Source organism: Wohlfahrtiimonas populi (assembly GCF_002006795.1).
In the GTDB taxonomy this organism is placed as follows: domain Bacteria; phylum Pseudomonadota; class Gammaproteobacteria; order Cardiobacteriales; family Wohlfahrtiimonadaceae; genus Wohlfahrtiimonas; species Wohlfahrtiimonas populi.
The window spans coordinates 325,065-342,795 of sequence record NZ_MVDN01000001.1; the positions used below are offsets into that span (position 1 = coordinate 325,065).

The window sequence follows — 17,731 nt, forward strand, 5'->3', positions numbered from 1 at the left end:
GTCAGACGATAACACATTTCACAAAGGAGTAGGGATGAAAACAACAGCACGCAATCAATTCAAAGGAACAATTGAAGCCATTCAATCTGCTGGCTCAGGCAATGATGAAATCATCATTGATATTGGTTCTGGTTTAGAAATTGTTGCTGGCATTACTCAAGGCAACACACGTCGCCTTGATTTATCAGTGGGCCAAGAAGTCGTTGCTATGATCAAAGCGACTTGGATTATTTTGGCAGTTGATTCTGATGAATACGAATTCTCGACACGTAACCAATTTTTTACAACAGTCACAGCCATCAAAGCAGGTGCTGCTGATAGTGAAGTTTTCTTAAAAACAGAAGAAGGCGTTGAATTAGTTGCGATCGTCACAAATGTTGGCGTTGAAAATATGGCATTGACTGTTGGCAAATCTGTCACAGCACTATTCAAAGCACCACACGTGATTTTAGCTATTAAAAAAGCTTAATCATTTCAAACAAGATTCATCAGACTCTTCCTTAATGATATTTAAGGAAGAGTTTTTTATTTGAACGATTTCAGTAATGATTTAAATTAAATGAATGTTGAGCCGTTGGAAACTGAGAAGCTTTAACAGCATTAACATAGGCTTTCACAGCCGACTCAATCGAATTAGTTTCTGCTAAAAAATTATGGGAAAAACTTGGGGGATTGGGATAAATCCCGAGCATATCCTGTAAGACTAAAACCTGACCATCGCAATCCACACCAGCACCAATACCAATCACAGGAATATTCAACTGCTCTGAAATAGCCTTAGCTAATTCTCGAGGAATGCATTCTAAAACGATCAATGCTGCACCAGCTTCCTCATGTGCCTTTGCTGCTGCAATCATTTCATTAGCAACTTCTTGATCACGACCTTGCACACGATAACCACCCAATGTATTCACAGATTGTGGTGTTAAACCTAAATGTGCACACACAGGAATTGAGCGCTTAGATAGATAAGCCGTTTTATCCACTTGATCTAATCCACCTTCCAATTTAACCATATGTGCGCCAGCTTTCATTAACTGCACAGAGTTTAGAAAAGCAGATTCTACAGAGCCTTCATAAGCACCAAATGGTAAATCAGCGACTAATAATGCTTTTTGATTACCGTTCGCGACATTTTGAGTGTGGTAAATCATATGCTCCAATATGACAGGCAATGTGCTTGTATGACCTTGAATTGTCATACCGAGTGAATCACCTATGAGTAAAACTTCTACCCCAGCGTTATTCATCACTTTTGCAAAAGAGGCATCATAACAAGTTAACATCGCTATTTTCACGCCCTTCTCTTTCATCTTTCTCAATGTTGTTACAGTGATCATTCAATGCTCCAATCGATTACTCATGAATCCACGATTATAGCGTTCAATTCTCAAAGAACCACCATTCTCATGATCATCCGCTATAATTAAAAATTGAATACAATCCCATCATTCATGGATCAAAGAGATGAGAGATAAAATAGAACACAATCAAGTGGGCATTTATGCCATCACAATCATCATTGCCATTGTGATTGGATTAATGTTCCCTGCCATTCATATCTTGAATGATGGATTGCCTTTAGCTTTAGGCATTTTAATGTACAGCATGTTCTTGCAAATACCATTTGCAGATTTAAAAGCTTCTTTTGGTCATCGCAAATTCATGCTTGCTTTACTCATCAGCAATTACATTGTTGTGCCTTTATTGGCTTATGTACTCACTCAATTTCTACCCGATCAACCTGCCATTATCTTTGCAGTTTTATTAGTATTATTAACGCCGTGCATAGATTACGTAATTGTGTTCACGCAAATTGGCAAGGGCGATGCTAAGTTAATGCTAGCTTCTACGCCGTTATTATTCATCACTCAAATATTGTTATTGCCTTTCTATATTTGGTTGATGATGGGTAAAGGTTTTTTATCTTCATTATCCATTCTACCTTTTGTGGAATCTTTCCTATTTTTGATTGTGATTCCTTTTATAGCAGCAATCATTGTGCAAACATTATCAGCTAAAAATACGATATTGAATCTTACACGTCAAATTTCTAACTGGTTGCCTGTGCCATTCATGGCAATTGTTTTATTCATCATCATTGCTTCACAAATCACACCGATAACTTTGCATTATGAACAAATCATTCAAGTTATTCCGATCTACATTGCATTTATGATCATCATGTTCCCACTCAATCTTTTGGTGGGAAAACTATTTAGATTGTCATCTGAATCTAAGCGCACATTGATTTTCAGTGCAGGCACAAGAAACTCATTGGCAGTATTGCCTTTTGCATTGGCATTGCCTATCGACATAATTCTAATCACAACAAGCATCATCGTCACACAAACAATTGTTGAGCTAATCGGTGAATTGGTTTACGTAAAACTCACACCCAAAATTCATTAAACATAAATATTTGGCAATAAAAAAGCTCTGATTATTCAGAACTTTTTAAATTTTAATCGAAGATTGAATCTCTAATCCAAATCTTCTTCAAACATTGCAGCCAATTCTGGTGCTGTAAGATTATGCTTCTCTTCTTTACTGAATGTTTTTAGAAACTGACCATTTTTCAATAACATTGTGCGATCACCATATCTGATTGCATGGTGCATATTATGAGTGATCATCAAACATGTTAAATGTGAATCTTCCACAATTTTATTCGCAAGATACATCACATTTTCAGCAATTTTAGGATCCAATGCTGCTGTGATTTCATCCAATAACAATATTTTAGAATCAGACAAAATCGCCATAATTAAGCTCAAAGCTTGGCGCTGACCGCCCGATAAGTTCATCACTGAATCTTGCAAGCGATTTTCCAAGCCCATATTCAATAAAGATAAACGATCTCTAAAGAACTCACGCTGTGCTTTGCCATTGAAAAATCCTAAACCACGTGTTTGACCACGTTTTGCAGCAAATGCCATATTTTCTAAAATTGTCATACGTTCCATCGTGCCCACACGAGGATCCTGCATCACAATCGAAACATCTTTTGCACGCTTTTGTTGAGAACGTGTTGTTACATCTTCATCATTGATTAAAATGCGACCTTTTTCAGGCTTCATAAAACCTGAAATCACATTAAATAATGTTGATTTACCTGCACCATTGCCACCAATGATGACAGAGAACTCACCCTTTTTAACTTCCAAGCTCAAACCTGAAAGCACTTCTCTTTCTAATTTTGTGCCTTTGGCAACGATGACATCAATTGATTCTAGTTTAAGCATTTTTTCTTCCTGGTAACGCCATAATCACAATAATTAATACGCCTGCAATGAGATTGAAATCCGACGTTTGAAGGCTTAAAAACTCTGTATTTAAAGCAATAGAAGTCACAACACGGTAAACAATTGAACCAATGATACAACTCAATAATTTCACCCAGATTGATCTGAATGGTAAAACTTTTTCACCAATGATCACAGCCGCGAAACCTGCAATGATTGTACCAATGCCTGATGTTAAATCACCAAAGCCTTGCTGTTGGGAAAATAGAGCACCGCCTAATGCAATCAAACCATTCCCCAACGCAACACCTAGAATAATCATCCACTTAACGTTGACACCGCCATTCAAGCACAAACGCTTATTTTGCCCAATTGCGCGTAATGACAAACCCAAGTTTGTGCTTAATACCCAAGTAAATACTGCAACCAATACAATACTAATGATTGCTAAATAAATTAATGAGTAAGAAAAACTGTAGCCAAATAATTCAAAGTACGATGAAGGGAAAATGGTTTTCGCGCCCATCAAAGAAATATTAGGAATACCGCCCATCACATGAATATTGACAGAGTACAGCATAAAGGCAACCAAAATACCTGCCAGCAAATCTGTCACTTTAAAATAGCAATTGAGAACCCCTGTAACCGATCCTGCTGCCATTCCACCCATGATTGCGATCAATAGCGCGAAATAAGGATTGTAACCATATTTGATCAAAATACTTGAAATCGCCGCACCTAATACGAAGCTACCATCACATGTTAAATCAGGAAAATCTATCACACGAAATGTGAGATAAATCCCCATACCAACTATCCCATAAATGAGCCCCAAAATGAGGCTCATCTCTAATTCACCGAAACTTATCATCTACTAACTTAATCCTTCTTGATTACTTTTGCTGCTTTTGCTTTAACTTCATCTGAGAATGTATAACCCAATTTATCTGCAGCATCTTGATTGATGAACAATTCTAAACCATTCGGGAAACCAACATCAATGCTATTGATATCTTTACCATCTAAAATGTCTGCAATCATCACTGCTGTATCTAAACCTAAATCATACTGATTTGGACCTAATGCAGCTAAAGCACCTAATTCAACTGCATCTGTATCTGCCACAAATACAGGTTTTTTCTCTTTATTTGCTGCCATGATCACACTTTCCAATGCAGCCAAAGTTGTGTTATCACCATAAACAAATAATGCATCTGTTTTACCTGCTAAGCGTGTTGCCGCTTGCGGAACGTCTGATGTTTTGTTCACAGCTTGTGGCACAATTGTTAAGCCTAATTTTTTACTTGCAACATTCACATCATCCAACTGCTGAATAGAGTTTGCATCCGCAGGATTATAAATGAAACCGATTGTTTTTAAGTTAGGCAACAATTCTTTAAATAATTCAAACTGTGGCACAACGTCTACTTTATTCGACATGCCTGTCACATTGTTATTTGAACCAGATAATTTTGTTACTAGCGTTGCACTTAAAGGATCAGTGATTGAAGAGAAAACCATTTTTGTTTTACCTTCACTTGCAGCTTTCACCAAGCTTTGTGCTGAAGGTGTACCAATTCCCACAGTCACATCAGCGCCCTGATTCACAAATTTTGTAGAAATCTGGCTTGCCAATGCGATATTGCCTTGCGCCGATTCAACACGGAAATCCAAATTTTCACCTTGCTTATAACCACGCTTTTCCAAACCATCTTTAATGCCTTTAGCAGTTTGATCTAATGCAGGGTGCTCTACAATTTGGTTCACATAAACTTTTTTCATTTCAGCATACGATGCGCTGAATACTGTCATTAATCCTAAAGCTGCTGCCAATACTGTCTTTTTCATTCCATACTCCTCAACATAAATTTATTTTTGATCAATTTTTGCTAAAACTGAAGCATATCCATTGTTGTTTTCATCTTTTAAGAAACGTGCAACACGTCCTATTGTCGTTAAACTCGCCCCTGTCAGGGCATGAATTTCACGGTATGAGTGCTGTTCCGTTGCAAGTAATTTACATACTCTCCAACGCTCTACAAATGCGGCATATTCATTGGGTGTGCAGAGATCTCTTAAAAAGTCATTCATCTCTTTTGCATCATCAATGGATACTAATGCTTCACAAAGCGCTTGATAATCATCATTCTTCATTGATTCCTCCATAAACTGTACTAGCATAGTAGTACAATTATTTTTAAAGTCAATTTTTTTCTTATCGTAATTTCATAGAATAAATTTAAAATTTTATACAAAGTAATTGTTAAGCATAAGCTTTATGGATCACTATTAATTTTTTTAATCTGATTGCTTGCATTTATGACAGAAGCGATGTAAAAAATATGACATGAACAAAATTATTGCACTAGTTTATTTCTTTTACTTCAAGCCCTGCGGGACTCGGAGAATTTTGTGATGNTCCTCCATAAACTGTACTAGCATAGTAGTACAATTATTTTTAAAGTCAATTTTTTTCTTATCGTAATTTCATAGAATAAATTTAAAATTTTATACAAAGTAATTGTTAAGCATAAGCTTTATGGATCACTATTAATTTTTTTAATCTGATTGCTTGCATTTATGACAGAAGCGATGTAAAAAATATGACATGAACAAAATTATTGCACTAGTTTATTTCTTTTACTTCAAGCCCTGCGGGACTCGGAGAATTTTGTGATGCCAAAATAAACTAGCAAAACATAACCGAAAGCCCGCAGAAAGCGGGCTTTTTTTTGATCTACACAATTATAAATTTAAACCTAAGGAGTAAACCATGTCTGTCAGTACCGAGCCAGTTCAGGCCGAAAAGTCATTATCGCGAGAGGATAAGAAAACATTATCACTCGCTGCATTGGGTGGCACATTAGAATTCTATGATTTCGTGATTTATGCACTTTACATAGAAACTGTTGTTAAACCGCTCTTCTTACCTGCTGATTTAGCAGCTGGCATCTGGGGCGATATATTTGCTTGGGGTGGTTTTGCCGCAGGTTACTTAGCCCGCCCTATTGGTGGCATGGTCATGGCGCATTTTGGTGATACTTTAGGCCGTAAAAAAATGTTCACACTCAGCATTTTTATGATGGCAATCCCAACATTACTAATCGGTTTAATGCCAACATATGCAACGATTGGCATCGCAGCACCCATTTTATTGATCGTATTTCGCGTATTACAAGGCGCTGCAATTGGTGGTGAAATGCCTGGTGCTTGGGTATTCATCGCAGAACATTCACCTAAAAAACATTATGGCTTAGGCATTGGCGTATTAACAGGCGGTATCGCTGGCGGTATTTTATTAGGCTTCTCTATTTCATTATCCATTGATGTTATCTATGCTGATAATCGTGCTGCAATTACAGATTATGCTTGGAGAATTCCATTCATCATTGGTGGTATTTTTGGCTTAGTGGCTGTTTACTTACGTCGTTTCTTATCAGAAACGCCTGTCTTCCAAGAGATGGCAAAAAACAAATCATTATCCAAAGAAATTCCCATTGTGACTGTTGTGAAAAAGCACCGATTTGCTTGTGTATTAACAGGTTTATTAACTTGGTCATTATCCACAACCATTATGCTTGGCATATTGTTTACACCTGTCAAAGTATTACAAGGTATCTATGGCATTGATCCAATGATCACACGTATTTCTGGACTAATTGCGGCCATTTGTTTAGTGATCGGCTGTATCACTTGCGGAATTTTTGAAGATAAAATTAAAACCCGTAAAGTTTCTGTTCTATTCTGGGGTGGATTGATTGTGACATCAGCGATCTTCTACTCGACATTGTCATCCATTTTAGAGCCTTATCAATCGAATCAATTAACACAAGGGACATTATTCACAGTCATGGCATTGTATGGATTAATGGGCTTCTTTGCAGGTTGCACATCATTGCCACCTATTCTTGCAACACGTATGTTTCCGCCAAACATTCGCTTCAGCGGTTTATCATTTTCATATAATTTATCTTATGCGATTTTCAGCGCAATCACGCCTGCTGTTGCCATTGCCTTATTGAAAATTACGCCAATGGGCGTTGCTTATTACTTATGGTTTGTAGCAATCCTAGCAATTGCAGTCGCTTTCTTCCCTTTAGCTCATAAAGGTTGGACAGCAGAGGATGAACCTTTAATCAATGATTCAAAAGTTCCTTTATCCAATTCTTCATTGACATAAAACCCAGCAAACTTCTGATGAAACCTAATGAATTGTGTTGTTAGATTATTTCTAACAATACAATTTGTTTAAATGAAAAGATTGACCACTTCGAGAATCTTAACTCAGGTCAAGTCATTTTTCGATAAAATGTCGCATATTGCAGTTATTCGATGGACATTTTGGAGAAGAACTATGAAGCTGACTCACCAAGAATTGCATTCCCTTATGAAAAATAAACTAATGCAAGCAGGTTTAACAGAAAAACATGCAAGCATCGTAGCTGATGTATTGGTTCACGCCGATTTACGTGGTATTCATTCTCATGGCGCAGTTCGCGTTGAATACTATGCAGAACGTATCAGCAAAGGTGGTACAAACACTAACCCTAATTTTAAATTTGAAAAAACAGGCCCTTGTAGCGCAATTTTTCATGGCGACAATGGCTCTGGTCATGTTGCTGCTAAATTAGCAATGGATGAAGCCATTGCCATGGCAAAAGAAAATGGCGTTGCAGTTGTCGGCATGAGACAAGTTGGTCACAGTGGCGCTTTATCATACTTTGTGGAAATGGCAGCCAATGCTGGCTTAGTTGGTATTTCAATGTGCCAATCTGACCCAATGGCAGTACCTTTCAATGGTGCTGAAGTTTATTACGGCACAAACCCTATTGCATTTGCTGCACCTGGCGAAGGCACAGATAAAATTATTTTTGATATGGCAACCACAGTGCAAGCTTGGGGCAAAGTACTCGATGCGCGTTCTCGCAATGTTGCAATTCCAGATACTTGGGCTGTTGATAGCAATGGCAAACCCACAACAGATGCACATGCTGTGCATGGTTTATTGCCAATTGCAGGACCAAAAGGCTATGGTTTAATGATGATGGTGGATGTTTTAGCAGGCGTATTATTAGGCTTACCTTTCGGTAAAAGCGTCTCTTCCATGTATCATGATTTAAAAGAAGGTCGTAATTTAGGCCAATTACACATTGTGATTGATCCTGCTAAATTTGCAGGTGCTGAAGTTGTTCGCCAAGGTATCAGCCGAATGATGAAAGAACTCAACGACATTAAACCTGCTGAAGGTATAGATATGGTCTTTTATCCTGGACAAAACACTGAAATCGCAGAGCGTGAAGCATTAGCAAATGGTGTAGAAATCGTCGATGAGATTTATAACTATCTCATTTCAGATGCGATCTTTGTCAACTCATATGACAACAAAGACCCATTTGCCAGTTAATTAAAACCATAAGCTCGATCTCTCTCCCCCGAATATCGAGCTTTCTTCTACAAGCAACAACATTTTAATTCAAAATGATTAAGGAGCATGTAATGATCGATTTTACACAACGTTTTACTGAACTTTCTGAATGGTTATCCAAAATTGGCGCAGATCCAACGGGCGGAATGACGCGTTTGCTCTATACACAAGAGTGGATCGATGCACAAAATGCTTTAAAACAAAGATTCATTGATAATGGTTTAGATGCACAATTTGATGAAATTGGTAACTTATTTGGCCGTGTTGAAGGTAGTAAATACCCTAATGAAACCATTTTATCAGGCTCGCACATTGATACTGTTGTGAATGGTGGGAACTTAGATGGTCAATATGGTATTGAAGCTGCATTCTTAGCGATTCAATATCTGAAAGAAAAATATGGCCAACCGCTTCGTTCTTTAGAAGTTGTTTCTATGGCGGAAGAAGAAGGTAGTCGCTTCCCTTACGTTTTTTGGGGCAGTAAAAATATCGTAGGTATTGCGAAAAATAGTGACGTTGAAAATATTGCTGACAGCAAAAGTAATAAATTTGTCGATGCAATGCGCAATGCTGGCTTTGATTTCCGTGATAATGCCAAACCAATGCGCAGTGATATCAAAGCATTTGTTGAGATCCATATTGAGCAAGGTAATGTGCTTGAAATGGAAGGCAAACAAATTGGTGTTGTGAATAATATAGTGGGCCAACGTCGTTACAATGTTTCATTGAAAGGTCAATCGAATCATGCGGGTACAACGCCAATGGGCTATCGTAAAGATACCATTTATGGTTTTAGCCAAATCTGCTTTGAATCTATTAATAAAGCCAAAAAAATGGGTGATCCATTAGTATTAACTTTTGGTAAAGTTGAACCAAAACCAGGTGTTGTCAACGTTGTCCCTGGTTATACGACTTTCACAATTGATTGTCGCCATACTGACAAAAAAGCCTTAGTTGATTTCACAACTGAGATGGAAGCAGATATGGAGCGCATTGCTAAAGAGCAAGGTTTAATCATTGAAATCGATCGTTGGATGGATGAAGATCCAATCCCAATGGATAAAGATTTAGTGGCTAAATTAGAAGGCATTTGCAAACGTGACAATTATAATTTCCGTGTAATGCACAGTGGCGCAGGACATGACTCACAAATTTTCGCACCGAAAGTGCCAACAGTGATGTTCTTTGTACCAAGCATTAATGGTGTGAGCCATAACCCTGCTGAAGCAACGAAAGTAGAGGATTTAGCAGAAGGCGTAAAAGTATTGGCACAAACACTTTATGAGTTAGCGTATCAAGAGTAAATCAATCCTTTAACAAAATTTATTATTTGACTCAACGAAATCAAGGCTGATAGCAATGCCTATCAGCCCAAGGATTCTTTGTACTAAAAATCGAGGTAAATATGAATACCAATATCGAAACAATGAATGATCCTAAACAAGGTTGGCCTTATTGGATGAAACTGATCATCGTACTCTGCTTAGGTTGGACGGCGATTTGGATCTATAGACAAACCCTACCAAGCGTTTATCCAGAAATGGAACTCGACTTGGGTGTGAGCAATACTGCACTAGGCTTTATCGCAACTTGTTATTTCTTCTCCTATACCGCAATGCAAATTCCTGCAGGGATTTTAGTGGATAAGTTTGGCCAAAAAGTTGTTATGGTGCCTGGCTTTATTCTATTCGCTGTTGCTCCATTATTGATTGCAACTTCAAGCTCCATTAATATGATCTACTTTGCAAGTGTGCTTGCTGGTATTGGTTGTGGTACATATTATGGTTCTGCTTACTCATTATCATCTCAAAATATCCCTGCTGATCGTCGTGGATTATCAACAGCGATTATCAACAGTGGTTCGGCATTGGGTATGGCAATTGCATTGATTGGTTCAAGTTTGTTGGTTAAACAAATGGGCATGTCTTGGCAGCTCATGATGTACATTTCAGCAGCTTTAATCATCGTGATGATTTTTGTATTTTTAGCAGTGATCAAAGGCATCAAACCACAACAAGCCAATAGTACTCAATCTACAGATGCTGCAGCTGAGGAAGAAGATCAAGAAGGCGTAATGAAGCGTTTATTAACACCAAAAATGCTTTCTATTTACTTCCTCTATTTTGGTACATGCTATGGCTATTACATGATCGTGACATGGTTGCCCAAATTCTTACAATCAGAAAGAGGCTTTGAAGGCGTTGCCGTTGGTTTTGCGGCATCTTTGGTGGCTTTTGCTTCCATCCCTGGCGCACTATTATTCAGCCGTTTATCTGATAAATTCCAATCTAAAAAAACAAGCTTGATCGTTGCACTGGAAATTGCAGCTGCAATTATGCTCTTTGGCATCATCTCTTTTACAAACGAAACAGCTTTATTGATTGCTTTAATTTTATATGGTTTACTTGGTAAACTTGCTGTCGAGCCTATTATCATCTCTTACGTTGCTGATGTTGCACCTAAAAAAGGTTATGGTACAACACTTGGTGTATTCAACAGCTGTGGTATGGCATCTTCCGTTATCGCACCACCATTAACAGGTGCTATCATAGATGCAACAAACAGCCAAGCTTTAGGCTTCTATGTTGCAGTTGCAATTCTATTTGCTGGTGCAATCCTATTTATGTTAATGAACAAAAAGAAAGTTGCTCAATAAAGCAATTTCAGAATGGCTGATATTTTATTTTTTAAGGAGATAATCGATGGGTTACATTAATAATCAACTAGGCTTTCCAAACGGTGTATTGCAAACTCGTTCATTTGTAAAACACGGTAACTGTGCATTATTGGAACCAAATGGTTGGGTGAATAACCGAGTGCCTGGTTTTGATAACTGCGATATGACAATTTTGGGTTCACCAAAAATGGGTGCATCATTTGTGGACTACGTTGTGACAATGCATCCTAATGGGGAAAATACTCGTGGTTTTGGTGGCGGTGATATCGAAACTTTCGTATTCGTATTAGAAGGCAAAATCAAAGCTTACTCTGATAAAGATGAGCATAACTTGGATCAAGGTGGTTATTTGTACTGCCCTGCAGGCGTAACAATGTACCTAAAAAATGATAACAATGGTGAAAAGAGTAAATTATTCCTCTATAAACGCCGTTATGTACCATTAGAAGGTTACTCTGCACGTGTGATTTCAGATAACATCAAAAATGTTGAAATCGTACACTATGAAGGCATGGAAAATGTTCACTTCCAAAGTATGTTACCTGCTGAATTAGGCTTTGATATGAATATGCACATCCTAACTTTCAAAAAAGGTGGATCACATGGTTATATCGAAACACACGTACAAGAACATGGTGCATTGATCACTTCTGGCCGTGGTATGTATAACTTAGACAACCAATGGATGCCTGTTCAAGAAGGCGATTACATCTTCATGGGTCCTTATAACTTGCAAGTCGCTTACCAAGTGGGCGAAGAAGATTTCAGTTACATTTATTCCAAAGATTGTCATCGTGACATTGATTTATAAGTAGAAATTTCTATTATACACCAAAGCAGGCACTCATTTAAGTGCCTGCTTTTTTTTATAAAAATTATGCATGAATAAAATCATATAAATAAATTATAAAGAAAATCAGCATTTCTGATATTACTCACAAGTATTCATAAATAATTAGTCAATATCATTTTAAAAATGTAAAATAACAATAACTTAAACAAAGTTACATTTAAGCAAGCTAATTTATTTGATATTTCCCCCATTCATCAGAGGCATAAAATGGCTAAACGACTATTCTCATATATATGTGGAATGTTGTTCATCATAATGCAATTTAGTCATGCTTTGACTCTGCAAGAAATTGAAGAGGAAGCACGCTATCATTATGATGACGCATTAGATCACTTACCAGAAAAGCAGAAAAATCTGCTCCTTCGTGGGCAAAAGGTGTGGTTACAGTATCGTGATTTACGTTGTGAAATGCATGAGACTATTTTTCAAGGCAATGCTGAGCAATGTAAAATAGCAATCACATTTCGATATAATATTGTTCTAAAAGTATTACGCCCTAATCAAATTGATATGATTCGTTTTCTCAAAGAAAAACTTAAACAATCTATTATCAGATTTCAAAAAGCATAACCCCAGTATCTTAATGAGAACATTGATACCAGTATTGCTCAAAAGCTCAATAGCCAATATCAACAATTTTATTCTCAATTGGATGCGCAAAGGCGACTTCAACTACATCAATCCTATGTCGCGTGGCTCTCTTATCGTAATCAACTCTGTTTATTACTGAATAGTCGTAACATCATTCAATACAACTATTGTGCAACAAAATTATCACTCGACGTTATCTTTGACATGCAACATTACTTGAATAAATGACTATGCGTAAATTATTTTTGATATCTTTATTATTGATTTGGCCAAGTTTTAATATCACTTTTGCCAATAACTTCATTGTGGTTGATTATGAATCTGAAATTCCTGAAGATTACATTCAACTCGATCATGAATTAAATAGATACTATCAATTGGTCATCCATCAGTTAGATGCTAAATATCGTAATCGTTTCGCGCAAATTCAGCAAAAATGGATTCGTTATCGTTCTCGTCACTGTATGACTTCTTCCAGCTGCAAAATCAATGCAACAGAAGTTCAAACTCAAAACTTAGAAGCATTACTTTTAGGCAGAATTCTTTTCCAAACATCACCTTCATATACCTTAAAATTTGATGTCGATGGTGAAATCACACAACACTCTTATGAAGATGTAAAAGAACTACTGCNCAATAACTTCATTGTGGTTGATTATGAATCTGAAATTCCTGAAGATTACATTCAACTCGATCATGAATTAAATAGATACTATCAATTGGTCATCCATCAGTTAGATGCTAAATATCGTAATCGTTTCGCGCAAATTCAGCAAAAATGGATTCGTTATCGTTCTCGTCACTGTATGACTTCTTCCAGCTGCAAAATCAATGCAACAGAAGTTCAAACTCAAAACTTAGAAGCATTACTTTTAGGCAGAATTCTTTTCCAAACATCACCTTCATATACCTTAAAATTTGATGTCGATGGTGAAATCACACAACACTCTTATGAAGATGTAAAAGAACTACTGCTTGAACAATATGAAGATGCTTTAAAGCTTTTAGGCACAAATGAACAACGTGAATATCGTAGATCTTACGAAATATATAATGCATATCTCTATGATTATTGTGAATTACTTAGTACATCAACACCTGAAAGCTTCTTAAATTGCCAAATCAAAGGATTGATTGACTTTCAATATGATACAAAAGCCACAATCATTTCGTATACCGATAACCCAAGCCATGAACCGTTAAAATCAAAGTTGGAACATGAGGATTTGGTTCAATAATTTTTCTGAGCTTAGAAATATGTTGATCCAATGTTCGGCTATTGGGTAAATGATCATAACCCCAGGCAATATTGAATAGAGCATCGCGTGTGATTACTTCATTTGGGTGCGCATGAAAATATTCTAGAATTGTCACTTCACGCAACGTTAAAACAACTTCTTCTTGCCTTTTCGTTGCTGTTAATTGATTAGGTTGAATCAGCCATTCGCCAAATTTAAAACTACTTGGCAATATTTCAGGTTCTTTTTTAACTATTTGGCAACAGCGCTTAGCAATAGCTTTAATGCGTGCACGAATTTCGTGAATACCAAAAGGTTTACCAATATAATCATCCGCACCTAATTCCAATCCCACAACACGATCAATCTCTTCATCTTTTGCAGATAAAAAGAGAATAGGAATCTGCTCATTCACCTTGCGGATCTCTTTACAAACAGTATAACCATCCATCACGGGCATCATGATATCTAAAATGATAAAATCAGGAGATTGTGCTTGAAATAACTCCAAAGCAATCGCCCCGTTTTCTGCCATCAATAATTCATAGCCTTCATTTTTTAAAGCTTGTGCTAAACCAAAACGGATATTGGGATCATCTTCTGCAATTAATATTTTCATCATTGTCCTATGAATAAACGAAACTCCACACCTTGATCTAGTGAATATGCGCTAATCGTACCATGAATGGATTCAACTAATTGATGCGCGATTGTTAAGCCAATGCCTGTACCTGCAACACCTTCTGTAATTTTACTATGCACACGATAAAAAGGTTTAAAGATTTGTGATAAATGCTTATGGCTAATGCCTTCACCATAATCCCGAACTTTAATCATGATTCCCTGCTCATTTTGTTCTACAGTCACATCCACTACTTTGCCCATAGAGCCATATTTTTCAGCATTACTGAGTAAATTATTAATGATCTGAGTAATTGCATCTTGATCCGAATAAATCGGACAAGCTTCAGGTAATTGCAAATTCAATACTAAATTTTTAGACTCAAACGATGGCTGAAATGTTACTGCAATTTGCTTCACCAAATCCACCAAATCAAAATTTGATAATGATGGTTCTCGCTTTTTAGTAAAGCTTAAAATATTTTGAATCAAACGTGTTAAACGTTTACTTTCTGAATGAATGATCTCGCTATATTTTTGTGAAGCATCATTCAATGGTTCTTCCTGCAATAATTCTGCAAACAAGGAAATATTTGTTAAAGGCGTTTTCAATTCATGAGAAACTTGGCTCACAAAGTTTACTTGCTGACGCGCTGTGTTTTGTATGCGTTGATACTCTTGATAAACTCGCCAAAATAACCAGCCTAAAACCAAACACAATACAATGATCACAATAGTTCCCAGTGTGTAAATCAACCAACCATTGTATGGCGCTGCATAATAGTTCAACTGCCAATAATTGAATGGGAATGTTAATTGCTGCGTTGCGTAGCGAATGGTTGCACTGTCCTGATCATGATTTTGAAACAGTAGTTGCCCATTATCTTCTAGTGTCATTAAGCTTTTTGGATCATAGGATTGATCAGCCAACTGATTCAATATTTGGCTTATCAGATATGAATAATTCACAGCATAACCTGTGATTTGCGAACCTGATTTCATCCAAAAAATCCATAAAGGTAGATCATGATCGTGGCGAATGTACCAACCATCATCAGGAATTTCTGTGCCTTCATTTAAATAAGCTTGATATAGAACTGATGAATTTTCCACGATTGGCGCAATCTTTTGCACAAATGTTTGTTCTTTCATGGATAAAGATTCAGTGATATTAGGATAAATCAGCTGATTGCCATCCAAAATAAACTCTTGCTGAACAGCCGATTCATCACCTTGTCGTAATTTTTCTTCTTCAGTTTGTAACACAGATTCAATCACATCAACAACGCGAGAAAGCTCGGATTTACCTTCTGCTTCCATCGCATATTGTTGACGCAAAGCTTGGTAGCCAATGGTTTGGCTACCTAAATAAGCTACAATCGCAATCACTAAAGCACTGATCGTAATGAATGCGATTAACTTTGTAGAAATGCGATTGTCAGCCATTAGTATTTACTGCTCACTTGTAATGTATAAGTCAAAGTTACTTTTTCTTTTGCTGGTATTTTTACTGTCCATTTTGCGATATCAGATGCTTGACCTTTCAACATTGGTTGAGAAGTTTTCAACAACTGCCAATTACTATCATCGCCAATGAAGGAAGTATAATTCACATCAACAGATTCATCTTTAGCATTGTTGAATACAACTTCATATGTATATTGNAAGTCAAAGTTACTTTTTCTTTTGCTGGTATTTTTACTGTCCATTTTGCGATATCAGATGCTTGACCTTTCAACATTGGTTGAGAAGTTTTCAACAACTGCCAATTACTATCATCGCCAATGAAGGAAGTATAATTCACATCAACAGATTCATCTTTAGCATTGTTGAATACAACTTCATATGTATATTGCGTCACATTTTTTGAAATCGCTTTATGATCTTTCAATGTTTTGATCATAGAAACATCGAATGCATCACCCGTATTAATCACAAACTTTTCATTTTCAGCGGTATGATTAATGGTATCTTCACCCAACAACAATGCGTTGCCTGAAGAGTCATTTTTATACATTCTGAAAACGCCTTTTGGTAAAGGCATACCGAGCTGATTCTCTTTAGAATTTTCCAAGCGATACGATACAGAAGCTTTTAAATTTTGCCCATCTTGCGTTGTGTAACCGTAATATTGGTTAAAGTTATACTCTTTTTGCACAGGTACATTTTGAGTCGATAACAATGCCACTTGCTTCGTTTGGTTATTCTTCAAGTTAGTTGCAAATGGGATTTTATACAAATGATAATCACCAAACTGCTCTTCTGATGCACCACCTGCCATATCATAAGCAACGGCAGACTTCATCATTCTTGCTTCCATCATAACTGGTGAAGGCTGAGATACTTGATTCACATCACCTGCAACCAATTGCAATTTAGCATTATTAAACGTTGTACCGCTTTGGTTATTCAATGTGATTAAGCCTGATAAATCTAAATATTTTTCATCATCAGATAATGTTGCAGTGTAATCAGCTTTCCAACTGAATCCGCGTGTTAAATAAGTTAATTGCACTTTATTATCAGTATCTTTTTCGCTGTTTAACAATACCGATAATGTTGGACGATCGCGCAATCCTTCTGGAATGGATTTAAAAGCAAATTTATCAAATGCACCGATTTCAATGCGATCTTTGAACTGTAAAACTGGTGCACCATTATTGGATAACAATGTTGCTGTTTCACGAGTTTCCTCACCCGTTGCAGGATTTGTACGAATAATCTCGATTTCCTGCCCAACTGCTTTTTCTAACAAAGCATGTGGTGACAACAGATCATAATCAAAATTCTGCTCAATCACATTGAATGGCATTTTCGATAAGGATGTAAGTAAAGCTGTTTCTGCTCTGATTTGTGCAGAAACACCTTTCAATTCCACATTATTTAAGCCTGCTTTAAAAGGAATATTGCGTGTTTCGTTAATGAGTGCCAATGATTCGTTATAAATCGTAATGGACAATGCTTCACGATTATCATCATTACTGACAACATTGTTTGTGTTTGCCATTGCTAATGATGTGCTGATTAATGCTGTTGCTAATAAAGTTTTCTTGAACATTTTAGGTTCCTTTGTTGTATTGT

Annotated in this window: 19 protein-coding genes; 10 read left to right on the forward strand and 9 right to left on the reverse strand. The window is 36.8% G+C overall.

All coding sequences use genetic code 11. The annotated features are described in order from the left end of the window. Positions 1-34 precede the first annotated feature (34 nt). Positions 35-469, forward strand: coding sequence for a TOBE domain-containing protein (locus BZK16_RS01595; protein WP_077927150.1), 435 nt, complete (start codon positions 35-37; stop codon positions 467-469). Positions 470-539: 70 nt separating this feature from the next. Here the strand turns inward: BZK16_RS01595 and panB are convergent, their stop codons facing one another. Then, positions 540-1,340 (reverse strand): 3-methyl-2-oxobutanoate hydroxymethyltransferase, encoded by an 801-nt coding sequence (gene panB, locus BZK16_RS01600; protein WP_077927151.1) that lies wholly within the window; start codon positions 1,338-1,340, stop codon positions 540-542. Positions 1,341-1,467: 127 nt separating this feature from the next. Between panB and BZK16_RS01605 the strand changes: the two genes are divergently transcribed. Next, positions 1,468-2,412 (forward strand): arsenic resistance protein, encoded by a 945-nt coding sequence (locus BZK16_RS01605; protein ID WP_077927152.1) that lies wholly within the window; start codon positions 1,468-1,470, stop codon positions 2,410-2,412. A gap of 71 nt (positions 2,413-2,483) precedes the next feature. Here BZK16_RS01605 and BZK16_RS01610 read toward each other — a convergent pair whose 3' ends face one another. From BZK16_RS01610 to BZK16_RS01625, 4 genes are read right to left on the reverse strand one after another with little or no spacing between them, the layout of a single operon-like run. Then, positions 2,484-3,245, reverse strand: a complete 762-nt coding sequence (locus BZK16_RS01610) for an ABC transporter ATP-binding protein (protein ID WP_077927153.1) — start codon at positions 3,243-3,245, stop codon at positions 2,484-2,486. Further along, on the reverse strand, positions 3,238-4,116 hold the full coding sequence (locus tag BZK16_RS01615; RefSeq protein WP_077927154.1) for an ABC transporter permease: 879 nt from the start codon (positions 4,114-4,116) through the stop codon (positions 3,238-3,240). The genes BZK16_RS01610 and BZK16_RS01615 overlap by 8 nt, the downstream gene beginning before the upstream one ends. A gap of 8 nt (positions 4,117-4,124) precedes the next feature. Continuing rightward, complete coding sequence (locus BZK16_RS01620; protein WP_077927155.1) at positions 4,125-5,093, reverse strand: ABC transporter substrate-binding protein; 969 nt, start codon at positions 5,091-5,093, stop codon at positions 4,125-4,127. Positions 5,094-5,114: 21 nt separating this feature from the next. Continuing rightward, positions 5,115-5,399, reverse strand: coding sequence for a YerC/YecD family TrpR-related protein (locus BZK16_RS01625; protein WP_077927156.1), 285 nt, complete (start codon positions 5,397-5,399; stop codon positions 5,115-5,117). A 619-nt stretch (positions 5,400-6,018) separates the two neighbouring features. Between BZK16_RS01625 and BZK16_RS01630 the strand changes: the two genes are divergently transcribed. The 8 genes from BZK16_RS01630 to BZK16_RS01660 all read left to right on the forward strand — a co-directional run bounded on the left by BZK16_RS01630 (position 6,019) and on the right by BZK16_RS01660 (position 14,029). Then, positions 6,019-7,425 (forward strand): MFS transporter, encoded by a 1,407-nt coding sequence (locus tag BZK16_RS01630; RefSeq protein WP_077927157.1) that lies wholly within the window; start codon positions 6,019-6,021, stop codon positions 7,423-7,425. A gap of 174 nt (positions 7,426-7,599) precedes the next feature. Next, positions 7,600-8,649 carry an ureidoglycolate dehydrogenase gene (gene allD / locus BZK16_RS01635; protein WP_077927158.1) on the forward strand — a complete coding sequence of 350 codons (1,050 nt, stop codon included), beginning with the start codon at positions 7,600-7,602 and terminating at the stop codon, positions 8,647-8,649. A gap of 92 nt (positions 8,650-8,741) precedes the next feature. Further along, positions 8,742-9,974, forward strand: a complete 1,233-nt coding sequence (allC, locus tag BZK16_RS01640) for an allantoate deiminase (RefSeq protein ID WP_077927159.1) — start codon at positions 8,742-8,744, stop codon at positions 9,972-9,974. Positions 9,975-10,075: 101 nt separating this feature from the next. Continuing rightward, positions 10,076-11,326 (forward strand): MFS transporter, encoded by a 1,251-nt coding sequence (locus BZK16_RS01645; protein ID WP_077927160.1) that lies wholly within the window; start codon positions 10,076-10,078, stop codon positions 11,324-11,326. A 46-nt stretch (positions 11,327-11,372) separates the two neighbouring features. Continuing rightward, positions 11,373-12,158 (forward strand): (S)-ureidoglycine aminohydrolase, encoded by a 786-nt coding sequence (allE, locus tag BZK16_RS01650; RefSeq protein ID WP_077927161.1) that lies wholly within the window; start codon positions 11,373-11,375, stop codon positions 12,156-12,158. 249 nt (positions 12,159-12,407) lie between these two features. Then, positions 12,408-12,770, forward strand: coding sequence for a lysozyme inhibitor LprI family protein (locus BZK16_RS01655; protein ID WP_143691118.1), 363 nt, complete (start codon positions 12,408-12,410; stop codon positions 12,768-12,770). A 33-nt stretch (positions 12,771-12,803) separates the two neighbouring features. Beyond that, positions 12,804-13,019, forward strand: a complete 216-nt coding sequence (locus BZK16_RS14830) for a lysozyme inhibitor LprI family protein (protein WP_408645557.1) — start codon at positions 12,804-12,806, stop codon at positions 13,017-13,019. Between the two features lie 2 nt (positions 13,020-13,021). Further along, complete coding sequence (locus BZK16_RS01660) at positions 13,022-14,029, forward strand: lysozyme inhibitor LprI family protein (protein ID WP_158076783.1); 1,008 nt, start codon at positions 13,022-13,024, stop codon at positions 14,027-14,029. On the opposite strand, the gene BZK16_RS01665 is transcribed toward BZK16_RS01660, so the two are convergent. The 4 genes from BZK16_RS01665 to BZK16_RS01675 are packed head-to-tail and all read right to left on the reverse strand — an operon-like array spanning position 13,956 to position 17,708. After that, entirely contained in the window at positions 13,956-14,648 is a 693-nt protein-coding gene (locus tag BZK16_RS01665; protein ID WP_077927385.1) for a response regulator transcription factor, read from the reverse strand. The genes BZK16_RS01660 and BZK16_RS01665 overlap by 74 nt on opposite strands. Next, positions 14,648-16,096 (reverse strand): sensor histidine kinase, encoded by a 1,449-nt coding sequence (locus BZK16_RS01670; protein WP_077927164.1) that lies wholly within the window; start codon positions 16,094-16,096, stop codon positions 14,648-14,650. Before BZK16_RS01670 ends, BZK16_RS01665 begins: the two co-directional genes overlap by 1 nt. Continuing rightward, positions 16,096-16,263, reverse strand: a complete 168-nt coding sequence (locus BZK16_RS14210) for a hypothetical protein (protein WP_158076784.1) — start codon at positions 16,261-16,263, stop codon at positions 16,096-16,098. The genes BZK16_RS01670 and BZK16_RS14210 overlap by 1 nt, the downstream gene beginning before the upstream one ends. After that, positions 16,260-17,708 carry a DUF4139 domain-containing protein gene (locus BZK16_RS01675; protein ID WP_077927165.1) on the reverse strand — a complete coding sequence of 483 codons (1,449 nt, stop codon included), beginning with the start codon at positions 17,706-17,708 and terminating at the stop codon, positions 16,260-16,262. The genes BZK16_RS14210 and BZK16_RS01675 overlap by 4 nt, the downstream gene beginning before the upstream one ends. Between the last annotated feature and the right edge of the window lie 23 nt (positions 17,709-17,731).

Coding starts and splice junctions, on each gene's coding strand:
- BZK16_RS01595 (WP_077927150.1), top strand. CDS start 35: ATGAAAACAACAGCACGCAATCAATTCAAAGGAACAATTGAAGCCATT.
- panB (WP_077927151.1), bottom strand. CDS start 1,340: ATGATCACTGTAACAACATTGAGAAAGATGAAAGAGAAGGGCGTGAAA.
- BZK16_RS01605 (WP_077927152.1), top strand. CDS start 1,468: ATGAGAGATAAAATAGAACACAATCAAGTGGGCATTTATGCCATCACA.
- BZK16_RS01610 (WP_077927153.1), bottom strand. CDS start 3,245: ATGCTTAAACTAGAATCAATTGATGTCATCGTTGCCAAAGGCACAAAA.
- BZK16_RS01615 (WP_077927154.1), bottom strand. CDS start 4,116: ATGATAAGTTTCGGTGAATTAGAGATGAGCCTCATTTTGGGGCTCATT.
- BZK16_RS01620 (WP_077927155.1), bottom strand. CDS start 5,093: ATGAAAAAGACAGTATTGGCAGCAGCTTTAGGATTAATGACAGTATTC.
- BZK16_RS01625 (WP_077927156.1), bottom strand. CDS start 5,399: ATGAAGAATGATGATTATCAAGCGCTTTGTGAAGCATTAGTATCCATT.
- BZK16_RS01630 (WP_077927157.1), top strand. CDS start 6,019: ATGTCTGTCAGTACCGAGCCAGTTCAGGCCGAAAAGTCATTATCGCGA.
- allD (WP_077927158.1), top strand. CDS start 7,600: ATGAAGCTGACTCACCAAGAATTGCATTCCCTTATGAAAAATAAACTA.
- allC (WP_077927159.1), top strand. CDS start 8,742: ATGATCGATTTTACACAACGTTTTACTGAACTTTCTGAATGGTTATCC.
- BZK16_RS01645 (WP_077927160.1), top strand. CDS start 10,076: ATGAATACCAATATCGAAACAATGAATGATCCTAAACAAGGTTGGCCT.
- allE (WP_077927161.1), top strand. CDS start 11,373: ATGGGTTACATTAATAATCAACTAGGCTTTCCAAACGGTGTATTGCAA.
- BZK16_RS01655 (WP_143691118.1), top strand. CDS start 12,408: ATGGCTAAACGACTATTCTCATATATATGTGGAATGTTGTTCATCATA.
- BZK16_RS01665 (WP_077927385.1), bottom strand. CDS start 14,648: ATGAAAATATTAATTGCAGAAGATGATCCCAATATCCGTTTTGGTTTA.
- BZK16_RS01670 (WP_077927164.1), bottom strand. CDS start 16,096: ATGGCTGACAATCGCATTTCTACAAAGTTAATCGCATTCATTACGATC.